Genomic DNA, 21,953 nt, shown 5'->3' with positions numbered 1-21,953 from the left:
TTGATGAGAAAAATAAAAATAGTGACTGATTCCACAATTGATGTTTCAGATGAGGTTTTACAAAAATATGGCATTGAAATGGTACCGTTAATGATTACAATAGAGGGGAAATCTTTTCTTGACAGAATTGACATTTCACCTAGTGAATTTCTAAATAAAATGAAACAAGCTGCCCAATTACCGAAAAGCTCACAGCCATCTACAGGACAATTTGTTGAATTATATGACAGATTAGATGAAGAAGGCTATGATGTGATTTCCATTCACATGACAGGTGGTATGAGTGGTACTGTTGCATCTGCAGAAACTGCTGCAGAAATATCAAAAGCCAATGTGACTGTTGTCGATTCGAGGTTCCTTTCTAAAGCTTTAAGTTTTCAAGTGTTAGAAGCTGCAAAGATGGCTTCAGACGGTAAAAGTGTAGATGATATTGTGAATAGGTTAACAGAAATTCGTAACAATAGTTTTTTATATCTTACTGTTGATACACTTGAAAATTTAGTAAAGGGTGGCAGAATTGGCAAAGGGAAAGCGTTTATTGGCTCTTTACTGAACATAAAGCCGATATCTTCACTCGAAGGTGGAAGTATTACACCTGTTGGTAAAGTTAGGAGTCAATCGCAAATAGTGAAGTATTTAACTAAACAATTTGTTAAGGACGTTGAAGGCAAAGTCATAAAAGCAGTAGGTATAGCACATGCAGATGCACGTGATCTAGCAGGAAAATTAAAAGAAGCGATTAGTCATGCCTCTGGGTATGAAGAAATTGAAATTGTAGATACAACCCCTGTTATTTCACTCCACACTGGAGCAGGTGCTATGAGTATTATGTATTTTGCTGAGTAAAGTAAATGCGTTTATGTAAAAAATTCAAACATTGGTAAATTTGAAAGCAATCTAATCCATTCTATTCATTGAGTGAATGACTAACAAAATATTGGAAAGACAAATGTGTTAGTACAACTAAGAATTTAGTTTTGAAATAACTGCGTAATATTTTTAATTAGACTAACCAAATAAGAGGATATTTTGTTCATTATATGAGCAAATATCCTCTTTTTTTATACATATTAGAGCCATTAATTAGAGGTTGTTAGTACTTGTTTAAATGTATAAAATATCATAGAATGTATGTTTGTTAACTGTAAAGGACGTAGTTCACAGCGGGTTGACTAGTGAGGTCATTAGAGGGAGCGTGCCTATTTTTTTAGGAATGAAGAGCTATGAGAGTAGAAGAGGTTCTCAATGAATACATATTACTAGATCAATAGACAGTCCAGTAATGCTAGTTATTTTTTTTGAATGCACTAAAAATTAATAAAACATGCAATACACTGTTATGATGACATGAAAAAGACCCCACTCTTTAAATAGAGTAGGGCATTGCTTATATTTATTTACTTTTTTTGAAATGTAGTTACGTTGATGCATCTACAATTGAAAGCAAGTGTTACTCCTTGTGGGAGTGGACTACTTGAGATGACAGTTAATCTGTACTTATGGCATCCTGTTCCTGGTTCATCACAGACTGTATTATTAGGAGTTAATGTATATTGCTGATTAGCCCTATCATCAGTGACGTTATATATACATAGAGTTTTTGTAGTACTTTCAGAAATACGTTCAACTATATAAAATAAGTTGATGGGATTTGGTATATCCTCAACTACATCAACGAGTATATCAGCCATTGAATCAACCTTTGCCACCCAATCCTTCTCACTGATCATTATAGTAGCTGTTGTTAAAGATACAAATGGTGTTGGTACAGGTATACCCACCCCATTACCACTAAAAGAGATAGGTGTATTTTCACAGCGACAAAATAATTCATTACTTCCTTTTCCTTTACATCGACAATCAGACATCCCTAAGTCATTCCTTTCATCAAAATTAATTAGCTAATCTTATATTTAGTCAATGCCTGATGTCATAAATGTGCAACTGACAGTTGTCTACATCTTATTATGGTAATGTCAATCTTTATTTTTTGGTGTTTTTAGGTTTAAGAATTGATAATTATGTTAATTAAGTAGTTTTTTTATAAATAATAGTATGAAAAAGAGGAATTTATGTGGCAGAAGTTGAAAAAAACTCTATACACTAACTTGTAAAGGATGTTCTGATGATACATAAATTCCATCGATTGAGTTTTTTTAAAAAAACATTAATCTTTTCATCAGTTTTTATCATTTTTTTAGGCACTGCAACAGCGGTAATTAGCTACCAAATACAAAAAAATGCTACAATTCAATTATTGTCTGAAAGTGCGATGAATTTATCTAATTTATGGAAGGAAACATTGGCACCAGAGGATGTTACTCTAATTAAGAGCAACCAAGAGTTAAATTCCCCTTCAAGAACTCACATTATTGACCTCTTAAATCATATTCATGAAAACTATTCCATGTATTCAAGAGCTTACCTGTTAGATTTTGATCGTAACAATTACAATAGCTATCATGTCATTGTAGATTCAGAACATAATATACAAGGTGATCGAGAGCTCGAACACCATTTACATAATAATAAGGAATATACCAATGCGTTTTCCACAGCAATAGTAGAAAGTAAAAGTGCTGCAACAGGCTTATATAAAGATCAAATGGGGTTATGGATCACTGCTTTTACGCCAATTGTCGACGATGAGGAAAATATAATTGCAGTGTTAGCTATAGATCTAGACGCTACTGAGATTCAAGGGGACTTGAGGAATTTACTAATATCTTTATTTATTAGTTTTGTTATTTTATTTAGTATCATCTTAAAGATTCAGCAATGGGGTTTTTCTAAGATGATGGATCCTTTAAAACAGCTTTTTGAAGGGGTTTACCAAGTTAGTAGAGGTAACTTTGATGTAAAGCTATCATATGTAGATACTTCTGAATTAGGATATTTAAGAGATGAATTTAATAGTATGGTTGGGCATTTACGAACGATATTTGAACGTGTTCAAGTTACAGCAGAGCATTTTGGAAAAAGAACTTATGCTACTCGACAGTTGCATGGGTTTGAAAAAGCGATAGGAGAAATTGATGAAATTATTCATCAAACGAAACTTCAGAAAGAACTACAAAGAGCTGAAAAAATGAATGCAATTGGTCAAATGGCTGCATCAGTCGCGCATGAAATTAGAAACCCGATGACGGTAGTAAAAGGTTTTCTTCAGATTTTTCTCGCGAATGAAAATATAAAGAGTCAAGAAAGAGAGTTTATTCATTTAATGATAAATGAGTTAAACAGGGCAGAAACGATTATTAATGACTATTTGTCTCTAGCTAAACCTGATGTAGGTGAATGTGAAGAAGTGAATTGTAGTGACATCGTTAAAAATGTTACTGATATTGTGAACTCATATGCTCTGATGAAAAATAATATCTCGATTATAGAACATGTAGAAGAAGGGCTTTACGTAAAAGGAAATAAAGGGGAACTGAAACAAGTGTTGCTAAATATTATGAAAAATGGCATTGAAGCAATGAAAGCAGAGGGAGAGTTATCAGTCACATGTGTAAAAGATACCTCATATGTCCGCATTGAGATTACAGATTCTGGCATTGGAATGACTCAGGATGAGCTTGATCGCTTGGGCACACCTTTTTATTCGTTAAAAGAGAAGGGCACAGGAATTGGTCTTATGGTTTGCTATCAAATTATTGAGCAAATGAAAGGGAAAATTATAGTAGAAAGTATTAAGAATAAAGGGACCACCTTTAGCTTATATTTACCTATTGTAAACTAGTATCGATAAGTGTTAAACAAAATAAGTAGACTGAGTCACTAGAGTTCTTCAATACTGTAATTTAGCTCAGAACTAGCACTATAATTTTGTTAACCCCGTCTTGCAATATAGAATGGGGTTATTTGCTGTAATGTTGAGAGAGGGTTAATAATACGTATGATTGGACGCGTTGAATGTATCTGGAATTTGTCGCATAATGATAGCCTCCATTATATAAAACATATCTTCATAAATTCTTCATTTTTATGTAATTAAAAACTTAAGAATTACCTTGTAATATAAAACACGACAATAAGGTGATATATAGTACATATGTTATGTAACTTTTTGTGCGTATATGTCGTTTAATATTTTGTAGGTTTGAAAAAACTTTGACTATGCACTTCACAAAAATAATGATATTAGATATAATATCACTGTACTATGAGTAGTAATACAGAAAACACAAAAAGAGAAATTAGATTTTGTTAAGGAGAGGGAAGCATTGAAGATAAAGCGATATATATTAGTATTACTATTATTACTAGTAGGTAGTGTCTTATTTACAGAAACAGCTTTAGCAGCTAACGACTTAAAGGTTGATGTTTCATATGGTTTTGACAAAAAGGTTCAAAGGGGACGAGGCTTTCCAGTAACCATTACGTTATCAAACGAAAATGAGAAAGCGGTAAGCGGAGATTTAGTAATTGTTTCAGAGACTAATAGCAAAGTCGGTAATACTGTTATCCATGTGGAGCTTGCCAAAGGTGAAACAAAAAAAATTCAAACTTCAATTTCAGGACTTGAGGAAAATTTAGTACGCATGCAAACCTCAAATAAAGAATCATTAATTAAATTTTATGAGGGAAGCTGGGAAGATAACAAAGAAGTTGAGTTAATTGGTAATAAAAATCTTGAGCCGATCAATTTAAATGAAAGTCGTTTAGTTTTAGGTGTGTTATCTGACTCACCGGACTCACTGAATTTTTTAAAGCTTACAAAGTATAATGGTGAAGTTGTAGAGGTACTGAATATACAAGAAGATGAACTACCTAATGAAGAGCTAGGCTTACAAGTGTTTGATGTACTCGTTATTAATGATTTTCAAGTGACGTCTTTGTCAACACAAAGGCAGCAGGCTATAAAAGATTGGGTGAATAGTGGAGGACATTTAATTATTGGGAGTGTACCGAATATAGCCACCCAACTTGGGGAAGTAGGTAATTTATTACCACTTCAAGTTACGAATGAACAATTTATTGATCAGTTTGCTTTTTTACAGCAATACGGTGGAGATGATTTGCCGACATTAACCAATATTCCTATTATGACTGGAGATTTAGTAGATAAAACGAAGGTAGTATTTTCTGATAACTCATTACCTATCACTTTAAATAAAGATGTTGGTAGTGGTGAAATAACTCAGTTTACTTTTAATATAGGAGCAGAAAGTTTAAGTAATTGGAGTGGATATGCAAATTGGTGGGATGATGTCTTTGCAAAGCTTGTAGAAAAGAATTATGATAAAAACTATTTCCATTATGATTTATCAGAAATTGCAGAGATATTCCATTCATCAGCTATACCGTTAAATATACTGATAATTACTTTTGCTATCTACTTATTAGTAATCATCCCTGTTCTATATATTATTCTACGAAAAGTTGATCAACGGGAAAAAGCTTGGATTATCATTCCAACTATTTCTATTCTAGTGACTGTGTCAATATTTTTCGTCGGAGCGAAGGATCGTTTAGGTAGTGTAAAAGTAAATGAGGTAAGTATATTAGCTATCGATGAACAAGGTGTTGGTAATGGATTGGGAGTTGTTACATTCTTATCCAACAATGGTGGTGATTATACCCTTACTTCAAAGTCTGAATCGTATCAACCTATTCCAATATTAAACCGTTATTCTGACTCAATTGATGTCATTGAAAATTTTGCTATGGTTGAAAGTAGTCAAGGTAAGACAGCACTTACTTATAATGACGTTGAATATTGGTCTTTACGCTCAGCTACGGGAAATATTACAAATGAGCCTATAGGCAAAATTGATGTGAAGCTTCAAGTAGAAAATGGGAAATTAGTAGGGTCATTAAACAACCAATTAGATTTGGATTTGCAGGAAGTGTATTTAGTCGCTGGTAGCCATGCTTATGATCTAGGAAATATTAAGCGAGGTACCACAACGGATATATCACTGGATATAAAATCAAATAATTTGGCTAACGTAGTAGCTGGTCCAACACATTCTGGTGCATTGTCTGCCTTTCCAGGAATGGACGTTTGGGGTGGGCAAATAGAAAAGAATGACTTAGAGAATTGGAGAAAATATCGTTTATTATCAACAGCCATAAGTGATAGATATTCTTTAGCAAAACATAATCAGCCTCTTCTAGTCGCTTTTACAAACGACTCAATTACTGATATATCAATAAAGGATAAAAAATCAGTTAATAATGCATTGAACCTATTAATGCAAAATGTAGAAATAGATACTGTAGGTGTAGGAGAATTTTTGCTACCTGAAGGAACTATTATACCAAGTGTCTCAGTTGAGGAGGGACAAAATGGTCGAGTAGTTGACAATGGTTTGGAGTACGGTGAAGACTGGATTTATATGGAAAAAGGTAAATATTTGATATCTTATCAAATTCCTTCATCCATAACAGCAAAAGATTCATCACTTTCCAGCTTGAAAATTAGCTTAAATCGTGAAGCATCTGGTGCATATAGCTTATTGAATAATGTTACGGGTGAATCGGTTGAATTGTCAGGTAAACAGCTCTTTAACTTTAAAGAAAATGTTAACGAGTTTGTTAATGAAAATGGCATAATTACTATAAAATTAGAAGTATCGGACCATCAAGATATTCGTGTGCCTACTATTTCAGTTGAGGGGGAAATCAAATGATAGAAACAATTAACTTAACGAAAAGATATGGTTCCTTTACCGCACTTGATTCATTAAACCTCAATGTAAAAGAAGGTACTGTGTTTGGGTTTGTAGGTCACAACGGTGCTGGTAAATCAACTACTTTTTCGATCTTGGCAACATTAATGGCACCAACATCTGGAACAGCATATGTAAACGGTTATGACGTGACGAAAGAACCAAAAAATGTTAGAAAGTCAATAGGGTATATGCCAGACTTTTTTGGGGTCTATGATCAATTCAAAACAATCGAATATTTACATTTTTATGGTGGTAGTTATGGCATTCCAGAACGTGAAAGAAACGTGCTCATACCACAGCTATTAGAACTGGTCAATTTATCACATAAAAAGGATTCGTATGTGGATGTGCTATCAAGAGGAATGAAACAAAGGCTTTGCCTCGCTCGTGCTTTAATTCATGATCCTAAATTGCTAATTTTGGATGAACCTGCATCAGGGTTAGACCCCCGTGCAAGAATTGAAATGCGTGAGATATTAAAAGAGCTAAAGAACATGGGGAAAACGATTATTATTTCTTCTCACATTTTACCAGAGCTTGCTGAGATGTGTGATGAAATTGGGGTAATTGACAGTGGAAAGCTTGTAGCGACAGGGTCGGTCGCTCAAATACAAAAACAATTACAAGCAAATAAAGTAATTAATGTAAAATTAGTAGATGATATGGCAAAAGCTTATGCGTTTTTTGAAGACCAACAGTTTGTTACAAATCTTCACAGGAACGAAAGGTTTGAAAATGTTTTATCATTTGCCTTTTCTGGGGATGATCAGGAACAAACGAACTTATTAAAAAAAGCGTTGTCTGAGAACCTTCTTATTCTTTCATTTAGTGAAGAAGATTCTAACCTGGAAGATATTTTCCTAGAAATCACGAGAGAGGTAGAGTGACAATGAGAAGCCTATTAATTAATCCAGTGTTAAATAAGGAGATTAAACTCCGTTTTCGTTCATTTAAAAGCTTCCTTGGCATTTTATTCTATCTATTAGTTTTAGGAGGAATTGCACTAGGATATATTTATTTAGATAGTTCAAACTCTCCAGGCGGAATTGTTAAACCGAATGAAAGTCAAGAAATGTTTATGATCATATCAGTTCTACAATTGGGGCTCATATTATTTATGACCCCTGGGTTAACGGCAGGTACCATTAGTGGTGAACGTGAAAGACAAACATTAAACATCTTGTTAACGACACAGCAATCTTCAACGAGTATTATCGTTAGCAAGCTGGTTTCTTCATTGGCGTACTTGTTCTTAATCATTTTTTCATCACTACCATTATATAGTATCGTCTTCCTATTTGGTGGGGTGTCACCGAACACTTTAATATCAGTATTTGTCATTTATTTACTAACGATAGTAACTGTAGGGAGTATAGGTATTTTATGTTCTACACTTATTCGCAAAACAATCGTATCAATGATTGTTACGTATGGTGTTATGTTATTTCTTACAGCTGGTACAGCAGCGATTATGTTATTTTCTTTTCAAATGACTGGATATTCATATAATGCCAATCCTCAACCAACAAATGTTGTTGCATATATATGTGGAATGTTTAACCCATTTGCGGTGATCCTTGCTGAACTTGAACCGAACGCAGCGAATGAATTTGCTGATATGACAAATATTGATTTTTCATTATTCATTAGTTTTACATTTTCCTATTTAATCATTACTGTTATATGTTTACTAATTAGCATTAAGAAGCTTCGCCCAAAAATGAAACCGAAGAGAGGGTGATAAAGTGGAAGAAAAACAGAAGTTCTTTTCTTTTCTCAAAGTTCTTAAAAAGAAATTGCTCAAGGAACATGTGAGTACCAACCTTCATTATATGTTTGTCGCGGTAGCTAGTATATTCTTTTTCCTAGCTATCGCATCGAGGTTTATCATAATACTTCACCCTATAATGATCGCTTTGGCCATAAGTGTTGTTGCTATCATAATATCAGTTATATTAACTGTTAAAAACAGACCTAAAGATCAAGTTGCAGCACAACTTTATGATGAATATGTCGGTGAAGATCGTGTGCAAACAGCCTTGTCGTATATAAATGATGAATCGATTATTAGTCAATTGCAACGACGTGATACTTTATCACATATGAAAAAGGAACATCAACAAGTAGAAACGAGGAAACTGTCTTTATTTCATGGCAAGAAGATTGTTATTTCGGTAATGTTGGCGGTATGTACTACATTATCACTCATGTTTCCTAATGATGTCATGGAGAGTGCAAAGCTTGTACAGATCGATAAGCAAATAACTAAAGAAACAAAAAAAGAGATTGAAAAAATCAACAAGCCAGATGATAAAAAGTTAGCAAAAGACGTTGATGATCTAAAAAAACAACTGTCAGCTCCGAAAGATAGTAAGGAATTGCTAGCTGATCTACAGGCCCAGGAAGCAAAGCTAGCGAATAAGAAAGAAAAAGCCTTAAAGCAACAGCAGTTATTACAAAAGATTCAACAAAATATAAATCAATCTAGCTTGAACCAATTGTCTGCTGCTATTTCTGAGCAAAATCAACAAAAATTACAAGAAGCGCTTGAAAAGTTAAAGAAGGACCTTAACGGGTTACCTAAAAATGATAGAGAAGCAATAGAATCTGTGCTTGCAGAAACTACTGGGCAACAGACAGACTTGGAACAGCTTTCGGCAGAACAACTAAATGAATTATTGGCAAACCTTGAACAGCAATTAAATGATGCATTTGCTGAAGCTAACTCACTGCAAGAGCTTGATGGGCTACAACAACAACTACAACAGACGTCAGCATCACTACAACAGCAAATGGCTAATGCTGGTTTAGGGACACCTTCACAACTGGCCTTACAACAAAATAACAGTGCTTCAACGACAGCAACAAATAGCCAAAGTGGAACGAACAGTAGCAACCAATCACAATCAGGTAATAATCAAGGGAACGGCTCAGGCTCAGGCTCAGGCTCAGGCTCAGGCTCAGGTTCAGGCTCAGGTTCGGGATCAGGTTCAGGCTCAGGTGGAACAGGCTCAGGTTCGGGATCAGGTTCAGGCTCAGGTTCAGGTTCAGGCTCAGGTGGAACAGGCTCAGGTGCAGGTGGATCTGGAGCTGGATTTGGTCAAGGATCTCGTGAACTAACAATACCTGAGTATTTGAACAGTACTAATACGATTGAGAATGATTTTAGCGAATTAGGTAAAGGTAGTAGTGAACAGTCTGAGGGTCAGGGCCCAATTTTAAATGGTACGTTACGTCCGTATGAGGAAGTGTATGGAGAATATGCACAAGCATATAGAGAGAGTATTGATCGCTCAGATTTACCATCGTATTTAGAAGAAGTTGTGAAGGATTATTTCACAGAAATAGATCCAGGGGAGGAGTAAAATCGTGGTAGAATTAGCACAAAAAGAGCAACAATTACAAGCAGTTGCAGATAAGATATCAAAATCTAAACTAGAGATTTCTAAATTTATAGTAGGGCAAGAGGACGTGGTTGACCAAGTATTATGGACGATTTTTGCTGGTGGACACGCATTGTTAGAGGGGTTACCCGGACTTGGAAAAACGATGCTTATTCGAACAATTTCTGACGTTATGAACTTGGATTTTTCAAGAATACAGTTCACTCCAGATTTAATGCCATCTGACATTACTGGGACAATGATGTTAGAGCCTAACGAGCAAGGAAAGCAAAACTTTGTTTTTCACGAAGGTCCAGTCTTTGCGAATATTGTCTTAGCTGATGAAATTAACCGTGCAACACCTAAGACTCAAAGCTCTCTGCTTGAGGCCATGGCTGAAAAAACAGTAACTGTTATGGGTGATACGAAAAAATTAGCAGAGCCCTTTTTTGTTCTTGCGACCCAAAACCCGTTGGATACTGAAGGTACGTATCCATTACCAGAAGCACAAATGGATCGATTTTTATTGAAAATTAACGTCGATTACCCTACGAAAGAACAACTGAAGGAAATTATCAAAAAGACAACAACAACGACAACACCATCATTACAAAAAGTGATCAACCGTGATGATATAGTTGAAATCCAAAATCTTGCTAAAGAGATACTCGTTAGTGACGATGTGTTAGAATTTGCAACCAATATCATCGTTGCAAGTCACCCTACGAATGATTCTTCACCAGAGATGATAAGAAAGTTTGTTCGTTATGGCTCAGGGCCTCGTGGGTTACAAAGTATGATACAAATCGGCAAGGTGCATGCGTTAAGTAATAGTAGAGTTCATCTTTCAAAAGGAGATATTAAAAAGTGTGCGAAAGCTGTTTTACGGCATCGGTTATTTTTAAATTTTGAAGGTGAAGCTGCCGGCATTAGTACAGATACCATCATTGAAGAATTAATTACAACTGTTGAGCAAAGCGTGAATAAAAAATGACCAAAATTTTAGACAGTGCTTTATTAATTCGTCTTAATAAGTATCGAATTCAGTCAAAACGACAAAAGCGTGGCTTCCAACAAGGAGCAAGAAGATCAATGAAACAAGGGCAATCATTGGACTTTTCGGATTATCGTCAATATCAGCCAGGTGATGACTTGCGACAAATTGATTGGAATATATATGCACGTACAAACAAGCATTATATTAAGAGATTTTTAGATGAACAAGAATTAGTTATTTCTTTATATTTAGATTGTTCAAAATCAATGAATCTAATTGACGAAAAATGGCTTTTGGCTAAAAGGTTAGCAGCTACACTTGGATATATGTCATTAAGTCATGATGATAGAGTTGGGATTTTTCCAGTATGTTCTACGGACTCTCCGTTTTTTTATAAAAAAGGGAGAGCATATGCTAACAAGGCTGCTTTTTATATAAGTGAGTTAACAAATAGTGTATCAGAACAAACTACATTTTCGCAAAGTATTGCTAATAACATCGTTCCTAAATCAGGTGTGAGCATCATCATAAGTGACTTTTTAGAGCCACTAGATGATATAACGGCTGCTCTTAAAAAAATTCAGGCGAATAGACAGGAATTATATGTAATTCAATTATTAACGGAAGAAGAAACTAATCCAAACTATCAAGGTGATTTAAAATTAATAGATAGTGAGATGAATCAACAAATGAATGTTTCAATGTTACCTTCAATTAAAAGAAATTATGTGGACCGTGTAAACCAACATACTGAGGATCTAGAGCAATTTTGCTTTGATCGTGGAATTGGTTTTATAAGATGTTCTACAAACGAAACAATTGAAGAAATTATTTTTGAATCGTTGATGCCAAAAGGTTGGATTGTGTGAGGTGAGTAGATGGGATTAATAGCGCCAACATATTTGTTGTTAAGTATCTTTTTATTAGTAGTTATCGCTTTTTATTTATTTAGAAAAAAATATCAACAGCAAGTGATTCCATCGACACTGTTATGGCAACAAGTGATGCAAGAGTGGGAAGCATCTAAATGGTGGAGGAGGTTGCAGCGTCACATCCTGCTATACTTACAACTGCTAATCCTTTCCATGATTATTATCGCTTTAGCCCAACCGTATTTTAATGATTCAGCAATTGAAGGGGATCACATTGTTATCGTGGTAGACACATCAGCATCAATGAGTGCTAAAGAAAAAGAAGAAAGACGTATTGATATAGCAAAAAATGAGATTGTAAAAATGATAGATAAATTACAAGCTCAAAAAGTCACAATTATTGGGGCGGGTAAGAAGCCGGAAATTTTATTATCACAAGATCCGAATAAGCAAAACATCCGTAAAGTGATCAGTGATTTACAATTGTCTTATGAGAATGCTAACATTGCTGAAGCAATTCAGTATGGAGCTGCGTTATTAGCAGATGATACAGGTGAAATCCAAGTTTTTTCTGATTCGGTTATGGAGGAAGACATAGCTACAATGTTTGTTGACGAGAGGATTGTTGTAAATAACATCGGTACTTCAACAAATAATATTTCTTTAAGATCCTTCGGTGTCGGTGAAATTGGTGATGAGATAAGGGCGGTTGCGTCAGTAGCAAATGATTCAGCGAGTAAGGTAATTTTTACGATAAATATTGAGTCGAATGGTAAGCAGTTGCATACATCAAAGGAAGAAATTGAGCCTAAAACAATACGTGATATTCAAATTCCTCAACTGCCTGAATACGATTATTACAAAGCAACAATTCATGTAAATGATGATTATCAGCTCGATAATAGCAGTGTTGCTTTTATGAATATAAATGATGACCCAACCGTCAATCTAATAGGTAATGTGAGTCCATTTATATCTAAAGCACTCGTCAATATGAGTAAAGAAGTAGTTCAAGCAGACAGTGTTGATGACCTCACAGACAGTGAAGAAGGAGTTTATATCGTAAGTAATTTACCTGAGGACAAATGGCCCGATGGTCCGTTAATGATTCTGTCACCTACCTTAGGTGGTTCTTATGAAGTAAAAGAAAAAGTACAACTTGAACAAGCAATTGAAGTGAAGAGTAATGATCCATTATTTCAATTTGTTAACATGAATAATATTTACGTTCAAAATGCGTACCCACTTGAAGGTTTAGGACTATCTACAATTGCATCAAGTGGTAAAACGGATCTTATTAGTAAGGGCACATATGAAGGACATCCTATTATTTTCTTGGCCATGGATATCGAAGATTCAGATTGGCCTCTACATGCAAGTTTTCCGATCTTTTTATATAATGCGGTTACTTATTTAACTGAGCAGAATTCTCAACTAGGTTATTTTTCTCCTGGTGAGGTAAGAGACGTTTCTTTATCAACGGATGCGTCAAGTCGTTCTATTCTTAATGAAGATTATGAAGTAGTGAAGGAAATGACTATGGATGATGGGGTTTTAGCAGTTCCAAATGAACCTGGTATTTATAGGTTTATTGAACGCGGTGAAGATGGACAGAAGGAAAAGTTATTTGCAGTCATCTTAGAGGAAAGTGAAAAGAAGATGGTGTCTTCAGAAAGTTTTGTCTTAGCTGAATCTGACTCTAAAGCTGAAAACAATACAAGCAAACGGCATAATGTCGCTTCATACTGGTTTATATTAATTGCCACTATGATATTAATTGTGGAATGGGAGGTGTACCGACGTGGGATTAGAGCTTAAATATCCTCTCATGCTCTTACTATTTATACCTGCAATTATGACGATTGTGTTCTTTGCGAAAGACAGAACACAGCTAGGTAAGATTGAAAAAGTGTCTGTTATTACGCTTAGATCGATCATATATACATTATTAATCCTTGCCTTGACGGTACCGACTATATTATACCCAATTAATGGAGTGACGACTGTATTTGTCGTCGATCGTTCTGCAAGTGTTGGCCAACAAGAAAATAAGATGGTTGGGGCTGTGGAGGATGCGGTAGATAAGAAGGAAGTAGAGGACCGCTATGGGATCGTATCTGTTGCTGATAATGCATCTGTAGTTCGTTCCATATCAGAAAAACCGTTGAATACGACGCAGTTGCCTGTTATGGAAAAGACAAATTATACAAATCTAGCAGAAGGTATTCAACTCGCTTCGTCTATGCTGTCAAATGCAGGAGGCAGGGTTGTAGTATTAACAGACGGGAATGAAAACGTAGGTGATGCTTTGCAGGCTACGAAATTTGCAGCACAACAAGGTATAGAAATTGATGTAATGCCATTTGCACCGGCAACTAAAACTGATGTAGCGATAGAAAGCCTTGAAGTACCATCTACATTATATGTAGGGGAACAAGCAAAGCTAAGTATAGATATAGAAAGTAATCAAGATTTGAATGCTACTCTACAAATCACGAAAAACAATGAACAAATTATTAGTGAAAAGATTGATGTAAAGCAAGGAAGAAACAGTTATTCTTTTTCACATATCGTAGATTCTACTACATTGCATTCATATAAAGCAGAAATCATTGCAGAAGGTGATGAAGTACAACAAAATAATGCTGCCCATGCAGTTGCTAGCGTAAAAGGAACACCAACTATTTTGATCGTTGAAGGCAACGAAGGTGATGCGGATAATTTAGCAAACGCGATTAATTCAGCCAGCTTGAATATAGTAGAAACAAAACCAGAGTTATTGCCTACCAATATTGCTTCTCTGCTACAATATGACTCAATCGTCTTTGCTAATGTTTCAGCTACAAAGGTCAGCCAATTACAAATGGAAATGATTAAAACGGCTGTAAATGATTTCGGTGTAGGTTTCATCATGACAGGTGGTATGGAAAGCTTCGGTCTTGGTGGATATTTTAAAACACCAATTGAGGATATTCTTCCTGTGGATATGGAGCTTAAAGGTAAACAAGAAATGCCGTCCTTAGGAATGGCCATTGTGTTAGATCGTTCAGGAAGTATGGCAGGTTATAAAATGGACCTTGCTAAAGAAGCTGCTGCACGAACGGTTGAATTATTAAGAGATAAAGATACTCTTGGTTTTATCGCTTTTGACGACAAACCATGGCAAATTGTTGAAACTGCACCCCTAGATGATAAACAAGAGGTAGTAGATAGTATTCGTTCAATTCAGGAAGGTGGAGGGACAGCTATTTTTCCCGCTTTACAGCAAGCGTATGAACAATTAACTCCTCTAGAGTTAAAACGAAAACACATCATTTTATTAACAGACGGTCAATCTGCAACGAATGCTGACTATAACTCATTAATATCTGATGGATTAAATGACAATATTACGATTTCGACTGTTGCAATTGGCTCAGATGCAGACCGAAGATTACTTGAATCTCTAGCAATGGAAGGAAATGGGCGTTTCTACGATGTTGCTGATGCCTCAACAATTCCTAGTATATTGTCTAGAGAAACGGCTTTGACTACTAGAACATACATTGAAGATAATCCTTTTTATCCTACACCAATTGCAGGTACAAGTGTATCGCAATTGTTTGGCGAGGGCATTCCGAAAATGAATGCTTATATTGCGACGACAGAAAAGGGAAGGGCTGAAACAGTTCTTACATCTGAAAAGGGTGACCCAGTGCTAACTCGTTGGAAATCCGGTTTAGGTAAAACAATAGCTTGGACGTCTGATCTAAAAGGTGAATGGGCAGGAGCTTGGCCAGCATGGAATGAGTGGCCTGTTATGTGGAATGATCTAATTACATGGACGTTACCTACATTTCAACAGGATGCATATGATGTTGTTCAAACTACAAATGGCAAAGAAGTAGTACTAACGATTGAATCAGCCGACACAGATTTATTGCCATTAGAGAGCAAGCTTGTGGACGACCAGGGTTCAGAGGTTGATGCAGAGCTACGTAGTATAGCTCCGGGAAAGTATGAAATGAGCTTTGCTGCTGAACCTGGAATTCATTATTTGCAATTAATGAAGCGTGAAGGAGAAGAAATTAAGAGTACTTTTAACAAAGCTATAGTAGTTCCATATTCAAAAGAGTTTGAAGTAAAAAAAGAAAATGATCCATTACTTCAAGACATTGTAACGGTTGGGAATGGTAAGCTAATAGAAAGTCCTGAACATGCATTTCGAGCGTTAACAAATAAAAATGTGAAAAAGCAAACGATTGAAGAATTATTATTGTTGCTAGCCTTCTTCCTTTTTATTATAGAAATTGCTATAAGAAGATTTGGTATACAGCCGCTTATTGCCAAAGTAGCTACTATGCACTCAAACCATCAGGATGAAGCTGCTGCCAAAAATGAAAAAATAGAAAAAACGTTCGGAAGATTACAAGAAAAGAAAAAGGTATCTACACATCGTATTCATCAAGTAGAGACTAAAATGACTATAGATAAAAATGTAACAAAGAACGTTAGTAACAAGCATATTTCTAACGTTAAGCAAAAGGATAATAAGATTCTCAAAAATAATGGTGATAATAAGGCGAACAGTAAAGTTGATCAAACCGATGATCATGAGGATAGGTTAGATCGATTATTAAAAGCTAAAAATAAAAGACGTCGTTAATTGTGACAATTTAGTGTCTGTGATATTTCTTTCTTTACGTTTAATAGTGCAATATACTATCTTTAATGTTGGAGTATGGTGTATTTTTCTATTATAATCAAAATGGTTGAAAAAATTGACTGAATGAGATGGGCATCTTTACAGTCAATGCGAAGAAAGGAACAAATCGTATGACAAAAAAATATCTTGTACTTATCACAATGTCTTTATTATTTATCCTAGCTGGATGCGGGAATGCTGAATCAGATAAGGCTGCAATACCAAATCAAGTGGAATATCTTGTTGAAGATTTTACTTTTACTGACCAAAAAGGCGAGCCATTTGGGCTTAATGATTTAGAAGGAAAAGTCTGGGTAGCTGATTTTATTTTTACTAACTGTACGACAGTATGCTCTCCGATGACTGCAAATATGGCAAGATTACAACGTATGTTAGAAGAGGAAGAAATAGAAGGCATCGAATTCGTATCCTTTAGCGTAGACCCTGAAGTGGATGCCCCCGAAATACTAGAGGAATATGGGACGAAGTTTGATGCGAATTTTGACAACTGGCATTTTTTAACTGGATATGAGCAAGGTTTTATCGAAGAGTTTGCAAAAAGTAACTTTAAGACACTTGTCCAAAAGCCGACAAACCAAGATCAAGTTATACATGGTACCGACTTTTATTTAGTTGATCAAACCGGTACAATTATCAAGTATTATTCAGGAATAACAGATACACCATATGACGAAATCGTTTCGCATATTAAAGTGCTGCAATAGATTAAGGGTGTATTAGTAAATATTAACATAACGTCGATGGTTCATTTTATGGGTCATCGACGTTTTTGATTAACCTACAATTTAGGGATGAATAAATTTAAGCAGTATTCCAGAAAAAGAAGGAATTTTTCTTGTCCATGTCAAAGTAAATTAAGACCTTACTACATTCCTAAATTACCAATAATTTTTCATATGAATGCTACATGTTACAAATTACAAGTCATAAACTAATGATACTTAACCTATATCGTAAAGCTTGAGGGTGTTGTCATGAAATTCAGGTTTTGGATAGTATGTATTAGTTGCTGCTTGTTATTAGGAAATGATCATACTTATGCAGAGATGAGTGAAGCAGATGTAATAAAGTATGAAGCAAGAAGAGTAAAAGCCGCGTCAAATGGCGTTGTTTCTCTCGTTGCACTTGGAGATTCTGTAACAAAAGGTGTTGGAGATAGCTCTGGAATGGGTGGGTATCCTGGCTTTTTGAAGGAATTATTAACAAAGGAAAGTTATGTACATAAAGTTACAGTGAATAATTTCGGTAAAAGAGGCTTGCGTAGTTCGCAATTATTAGAGCTCGTTAAACAAAATGAGATTATTCACTCTTTAAAGAATGCAGATATAGTGGTAGCTTCGATAGGTGGCAATGATATTATGAAGGTGGTTCGTGATAACTATTTCGAGCTCACTATTCCGATGTTCGATAAGCAGCAACAAAACTATGAAAAAAATATAGGTGAAATATTAGCAGCAATAAGAAGTGAAAACCCTTTTTGCATTATCGTGATCATTGGCCTATATAATCCATTTAGTGTTTGGTTTGATAATTTGGAAGAAATAAATATAATTATGCGAAAATGGGATGAAGTAAGCAAACAAATTGCTTTGGGCCACAAACAGACCCTTTTTGTGGAAATTGGAGATTTATTTGAAAAAAATACGAAAGCGTTACTAAATAATGATTATTTTCATCCCAATACAGTGGGGTATCAACTAATTGCAGAAAGAGTGTATGATAGCTTAAAACAAAGCTATCAACAATTTCAAAGAAATTTCTAAGCTAAAATTTAAGTAAGTAGGGATTATGATGAAAGAACAATATTGGAAGTGGCTTTTTTTAGGACTATTGACAATAAATATAATTGTTGTTTTTTATGTTAGTTATTTAATCATGCAGTCGGATGATCATGTCCGATTAGAAGAACGATCTACAACAGATGATGAATATTCTGAATTTTTGATAAGAACGAACAAACAAGAACTTAATGAATTAATCAACTATAACATTAAAAAACAATCGAAAGATCAACCAATTGAATACGAGGTGATTTTAGGAGAAACTGTTGAGTTAATAGGAACGGTTTCAATGTTTGGGAAAAAAATAAATATGGTAATGGACTTTATTCCCGATCTGCAGGAAGATGGTACGATTGTTTTACAACAACAATCGATGTCAGTTGGGAACCTCAAAATACCAGTATCCGCTATATTAAAATATATTAGTGACCATTATCCTATACCAGATTGGATTACTATTCAGCCTTCTCAGAAGCTTATAAATGTTAACTTTAACGAATTACAGATAGATGATGAAGGAATGAAAATGAAGTTTAATAAATTTGACTTAGCAAATGATCATATTGAGATGGTTTTATTATTTCCAGCTATAAAATAAGTGTAGTATCGAAACTCACTTGTCACAAATTGCTAAAGGTTATTTTCGTAAACATTGAATTGTTATCAAAGAAGTACTTGTAAAAAGTGTTTTACATTGTTAGTCCTCAATATACAGTAGAAAAGCTGCTACGCACTCTAATGTGTAGGGATTACTTCTTAATATGAAAAACATCAATCAATGCGAAAGCAGCCTTATTAAAGAAATTTTAGTGCTACCCCCATAAACTGCAAAATATTAGTCGAAACATATGTTAAAGAGTAAATCGACGATATTTTATATTGGAGGGAGCTTGGAAGATGCAAGTAAAAGGACAATTCCACAATTATATGCAAGGAACGTTTAATGACATCATTGCAGAAATAGATAAGTTAGCAAATTTTGCGAAAAATCCAAATGTACTTAATGAGATAGAAATTGAGAAATTAGAACTGAGTTTAAAGCAAAATGTTAAAGCCATTGAATATTTAACAACAGAACAACAATGAAATCTTCTTCATATTCATGGTTTATGAACAACAATAGGTGGGGAATTTACCCCACCTATCATTTATATTGTTGTCTTCATTTGTAAAAGGTTTTGTTACAATCTGTGTTGCTTATATTTTTATATATGTCGCTAAAAGGTTAATTTTCCAATCATTAACATAGAAAAATAGTGACATGAAGTCCATTAGTCAACAAATGGCTAAAAAAATTTAATTAAAACCCCGTACATGACCGTTCATTTCTTCCCTTACTTCTACTAATAGTGTAAGAGAGTATACCCAAACAAACTAGTTATTTTTTAAACGCCGTACTTCATCTTCCAATTGGTTTATCCGCCTGTTTATCCGATAAAAAATTGGAGCATATACAATCGCAATAAAGATAACAACACCCCATGACAAGTATCATCACACCTTTGTTAATTTTTTGTATCATTATAGCATTACTACCGAATGATGCCAATATGTGTAACTGCTATGCAATTTATAGGATTAAAAATAATCATATAATTTTGTGATTTTCTAAAAGGGATTTTATTTACTTAGCTATTGTATTGTCATGAAGAAAAGAGGCAACATTACCTTTATTATTTTCAACCCATGCAATGTCTCAAATAGACTATCGTACATATGCTGCTTCATTTCCTCATATTTGGATGTTGACATAATACACGTAACAGTACCGTCACCGTTATCATTTATCTCAATAATCCCATCAGAAGCTATTAATTCAATCTCATTTTCTAGGAATAATGCAATTGGTAATGTTATTTCTACATGAAGTGATCCTTTGTTCAGATCAACCGGATCTTTTTCAGCTCCTAATATCACAACTTCTGTTACATTGTTTTTTCTGACTTTGATTCATCCAATTGACTACTACAAGAAGATAAATAAATGAGAATCATAGCAAGGTATAATAACTTTTTTCTAATGACTTCAATACCTCCTTTTTATTAGTGCATCTTACAATAATGACTTAAGTCTTATTTGTTATATTTTCTTGTGAAAAGGACCTATCAATACGAAAATAGTTCAAGACTTAGAGCTAAACAAAATTATTGACCTCTAGCTATTTACGAGAAGTTACGTCTTATATCATTTAATAATCGTAGAAGCACTCGATAATCGCTTCTTTTTTACAAGCTTAATCTTTTGCATTTTCTTATAAAAAAAATGTATTATCAGTTACATACAATTGAAAGGTGTGATTAGATGAGAAATAATGAATTAGCTACTTTTGCTGGGGGCTGTTTTTGGTGTATGGTTAAACCTTTTGACGAGCAACCAGGCATTAACAAATTAATATCTGGTTATACTGGTGGACATAAAGAAAATCCAACATACAAGGAAGTATGTTCTGAAACAACAGGTCATTACGAAGCAGTTCAAATCTCGTTTAATCCAGAGGTTTTTCCGTACGAAAAATTGTTAGAATTATATTGGATGCAAATTGATCCTACAGATGCTGGTGGACAATTTCATGACAGAGGGGATTCGTATAGAACTGCTATCTTCTATCATACAGAAGAACAAAAGAAATTAGCAGAACAATCAAAAGAAGACCTCGAAAGAAGTGGAAAGTTTAAACAACCTATCGTAACAAAAATTTTACCTGCAATGACATTTTATCAAGCTGAAGAGTATCATCAAGATTATTACAAAAAAAATCCGTTTCGCTATAAAATGTACCGACAAGGCTCAGGGAGAGATACATTTTTGAAAAAACATTGGCGAGACACAAAAAAAGATGAACAATTAAAGCAAAGATTAACTCCAATTCAATATGAGGTTACACAAAACAATGGTACAGAACCACCCTTCAAAAATGAATATTGGGATAATAGGCAAGAAGGGATTTATGTGGACATTGTCTCAGGTGAACCACTATTTAGCTCTCTCGAACAATTTGATTCAGGTTGTGGTTGGCCTAGCTTCACTAAACCAATATATGAAACAGGTGTCAAAGAAGATATGGATGTAAGTCATAATATGGTAAGAACTGAAGTGAGAAGTAAACAAGCAGACTCTCATTTAGGGCATGTTTTTGAGGATGGTCCAGGCCCTAACGGTTTACGTTATTGTATTAATTCAGCTGCACTAAAATTTATTCCAAAGGCTGAGCTAGAAGAACAAGGCTATGGTGATTTTAAGAGACTATTCAAAAAATAAAGTCTCTGCTTGTTTTTTTACAAAAATTTAAGCAGTTTTCATCAATATATAAGATAAAAGACAAGATGACACGAATGTAAACTGTCCACGTAATCATTTTTAATTCGTATAGTATCAACCTATGCATTTACAGACAATAAAAAAATACAATCGCTTAACGGATAAAAGCCCGTCAAAAGATAGGGACTTATCCGTTAAGCGCATTCTGATGAACTTTAATATAAACTTTACATATCATTTTAATATTTGTTAATAATGAATAAGACCGCATTGCTTT

The 21,953-nt window shown here is 34.5% G+C and carries 17 protein-coding genes; 15 read left to right on the top strand and 2 right to left on the bottom strand.

The window, feature by feature from the left end; genetic code table 11:
- Positions 1–3 precede the first annotated feature (3 nt).
- On the top strand, positions 4–846 hold the full coding sequence (locus SLH48_RS13435; protein WP_320258607.1) for a DegV family protein: 843 nt from the start codon (positions 4–6) through the stop codon (positions 844–846).
- 551 nt (positions 847–1,397) lie between these two features.
- Here SLH48_RS13435 and SLH48_RS13430 read toward each other — a convergent pair.
- Positions 1,398–1,868: a hypothetical protein gene (locus SLH48_RS13430; RefSeq protein WP_320258606.1), complete on the bottom strand. Its 471-nt coding sequence runs from the start codon at positions 1,866–1,868 to the stop codon at positions 1,398–1,400.
- Between the two features lie 257 nt (positions 1,869–2,125).
- On the opposite strand from SLH48_RS13430, the gene SLH48_RS13425 reads away from it, so the two are divergent.
- From SLH48_RS13425 to SLH48_RS13365, 13 genes are all read left to right on the top strand, one after another.
- Complete coding sequence (locus tag SLH48_RS13425; protein WP_320258605.1) at positions 2,126–3,742, top strand: ATP-binding protein; 1,617 nt, start codon at positions 2,126–2,128, stop codon at positions 3,740–3,742.
- 484 nt (positions 3,743–4,226) lie between these two features.
- A complete protein-coding gene (locus SLH48_RS13420) occupies positions 4,227–6,638 on the top strand; it encodes a hypothetical protein (protein WP_320258604.1) in 2,412 nt (803 codons plus the stop codon).
- Positions 6,635–7,567: an ABC transporter ATP-binding protein gene (locus tag SLH48_RS13415; protein WP_320258603.1), complete on the top strand. Its 933-nt coding sequence runs from the start codon at positions 6,635–6,637 to the stop codon at positions 7,565–7,567. The genes SLH48_RS13420 and SLH48_RS13415 overlap by 4 nt, the downstream gene beginning before the upstream one ends.
- Positions 7,568–7,569: 2 nt before the next feature.
- A complete protein-coding gene (locus SLH48_RS13410) occupies positions 7,570–8,421 on the top strand; it encodes an ABC transporter permease (protein ID WP_214484247.1) in 852 nt (283 codons plus the stop codon).
- Positions 8,422–8,425: 4 nt separating this feature from the next.
- The gene (locus SLH48_RS13405) at positions 8,426–10,045 is read left to right on the top strand and encodes a hypothetical protein (RefSeq protein ID WP_320258602.1); all 1,620 of its coding nucleotides are present in this window, start codon (positions 8,426–8,428) and stop codon (positions 10,043–10,045) included.
- Between the two features lie 4 nt (positions 10,046–10,049).
- Complete coding sequence (locus SLH48_RS13400) at positions 10,050–11,057, top strand: AAA family ATPase (protein ID WP_320258601.1); 1,008 nt, start codon at positions 10,050–10,052, stop codon at positions 11,055–11,057.
- On the top strand, positions 11,054–11,929 hold the full coding sequence (locus tag SLH48_RS13395; protein ID WP_320258600.1) for a DUF58 domain-containing protein: 876 nt from the start codon (positions 11,054–11,056) through the stop codon (positions 11,927–11,929). Before SLH48_RS13400 ends, SLH48_RS13395 begins: the two co-directional genes overlap by 4 nt.
- Positions 11,930–11,938: 9 nt before the next feature.
- Positions 11,939–13,750: a BatA and WFA domain-containing protein gene (locus SLH48_RS13390; protein WP_320258599.1), complete on the top strand. Its 1,812-nt coding sequence runs from the start codon at positions 11,939–11,941 to the stop codon at positions 13,748–13,750.
- Complete coding sequence (locus SLH48_RS13385; protein WP_320258598.1) at positions 13,734–16,577, top strand: VWA domain-containing protein; 2,844 nt, start codon at positions 13,734–13,736, stop codon at positions 16,575–16,577. The genes SLH48_RS13390 and SLH48_RS13385 overlap by 17 nt, the downstream gene beginning before the upstream one ends.
- A 170-nt stretch (positions 16,578–16,747) precedes the next feature.
- Entirely contained in the window at positions 16,748–17,341 is a 594-nt protein-coding gene (locus tag SLH48_RS13380) for an SCO family protein (protein WP_413785423.1), read from the top strand.
- 270 nt (positions 17,342–17,611) lie between these two features.
- Entirely contained in the window at positions 17,612–18,400 is a 789-nt protein-coding gene (locus SLH48_RS13375; protein WP_320258597.1) for an SGNH/GDSL hydrolase family protein, read from the top strand.
- A 28-nt stretch (positions 18,401–18,428) separates the two neighbouring features.
- Positions 18,429–19,016: a YpmS family protein gene (locus tag SLH48_RS13370; RefSeq protein ID WP_320258596.1), complete on the top strand. Its 588-nt coding sequence runs from the start codon at positions 18,429–18,431 to the stop codon at positions 19,014–19,016.
- 299 nt (positions 19,017–19,315) lie between these two features.
- Positions 19,316–19,504, top strand: a complete 189-nt coding sequence (locus SLH48_RS13365; RefSeq protein ID WP_214484256.1) for a hypothetical protein — start codon at positions 19,316–19,318, stop codon at positions 19,502–19,504.
- Positions 19,505–20,050: 546 nt separating this feature from the next.
- On the opposite strand, the gene SLH48_RS13360 is transcribed toward SLH48_RS13365, so the two are convergent.
- On the bottom strand, positions 20,051–20,335 hold the full coding sequence (locus SLH48_RS13360) for a hypothetical protein (RefSeq protein WP_320258595.1): 285 nt from the start codon (positions 20,333–20,335) through the stop codon (positions 20,051–20,053).
- A 384-nt stretch (positions 20,336–20,719) separates the two neighbouring features.
- On the opposite strand from SLH48_RS13360, the gene msrA reads away from it, so the two are divergent.
- The gene (gene msrA, locus SLH48_RS13355) at positions 20,720–21,676 is read left to right on the top strand and encodes a peptide-methionine (S)-S-oxide reductase MsrA (RefSeq protein ID WP_320258594.1); all 957 of its coding nucleotides are present in this window, start codon (positions 20,720–20,722) and stop codon (positions 21,674–21,676) included.
- Positions 21,677–21,953 lie beyond the last annotated feature (277 nt).

It is taken from the genome of Cytobacillus sp. IB215316, assembly GCF_033963865.1.
Taxonomy (GTDB): Bacteria; Bacillota; Bacilli; order Bacillales; family SM2101; genus Nanhaiella; species Nanhaiella sioensis.
This window is presented reverse-complemented; position numbering and strand designations above follow the sequence as displayed.

What these genes read in the sequence shown, in the direction of transcription:
- SLH48_RS13380 (WP_413785423.1), top strand. Translation starts at nt 16,748, where the DNA reads ATGACAAAAAAATATCTTGTACTTATCACAATGTCTTTATTATTTATC.
- SLH48_RS13375 (WP_320258597.1), top strand. Translation starts at nt 17,612, where the DNA reads ATGAAATTCAGGTTTTGGATAGTATGTATTAGTTGCTGCTTGTTATTA.
- SLH48_RS13390 (WP_320258599.1), top strand. Translation starts at nt 11,939, where the DNA reads ATGGGATTAATAGCGCCAACATATTTGTTGTTAAGTATCTTTTTATTA.
- SLH48_RS13425 (WP_320258605.1), top strand. Translation starts at nt 2,126, where the DNA reads ATGATACATAAATTCCATCGATTGAGTTTTTTTAAAAAAACATTAATC.
- SLH48_RS13430 (WP_320258606.1), bottom strand. Translation starts at nt 1,868, where the DNA reads ATGTCTGATTGTCGATGTAAAGGAAAAGGAAGTAATGAATTATTTTGT.
- msrA (WP_320258594.1), top strand. Translation starts at nt 20,720, where the DNA reads ATGAGAAATAATGAATTAGCTACTTTTGCTGGGGGCTGTTTTTGGTGT.
- SLH48_RS13395 (WP_320258600.1), top strand. Translation starts at nt 11,054, where the DNA reads ATGACCAAAATTTTAGACAGTGCTTTATTAATTCGTCTTAATAAGTAT.
- SLH48_RS13370 (WP_320258596.1), top strand. Translation starts at nt 18,429, where the DNA reads ATGAAAGAACAATATTGGAAGTGGCTTTTTTTAGGACTATTGACAATA.
- SLH48_RS13410 (WP_214484247.1), top strand. Translation starts at nt 7,570, where the DNA reads ATGAGAAGCCTATTAATTAATCCAGTGTTAAATAAGGAGATTAAACTC.
- SLH48_RS13435 (WP_320258607.1), top strand. Translation starts at nt 4, where the DNA reads ATGAGAAAAATAAAAATAGTGACTGATTCCACAATTGATGTTTCAGAT.
- SLH48_RS13415 (WP_320258603.1), top strand. Translation starts at nt 6,635, where the DNA reads ATGATAGAAACAATTAACTTAACGAAAAGATATGGTTCCTTTACCGCA.
- SLH48_RS13365 (WP_214484256.1), top strand. Translation starts at nt 19,316, where the DNA reads ATGCAAGTAAAAGGACAATTCCACAATTATATGCAAGGAACGTTTAAT.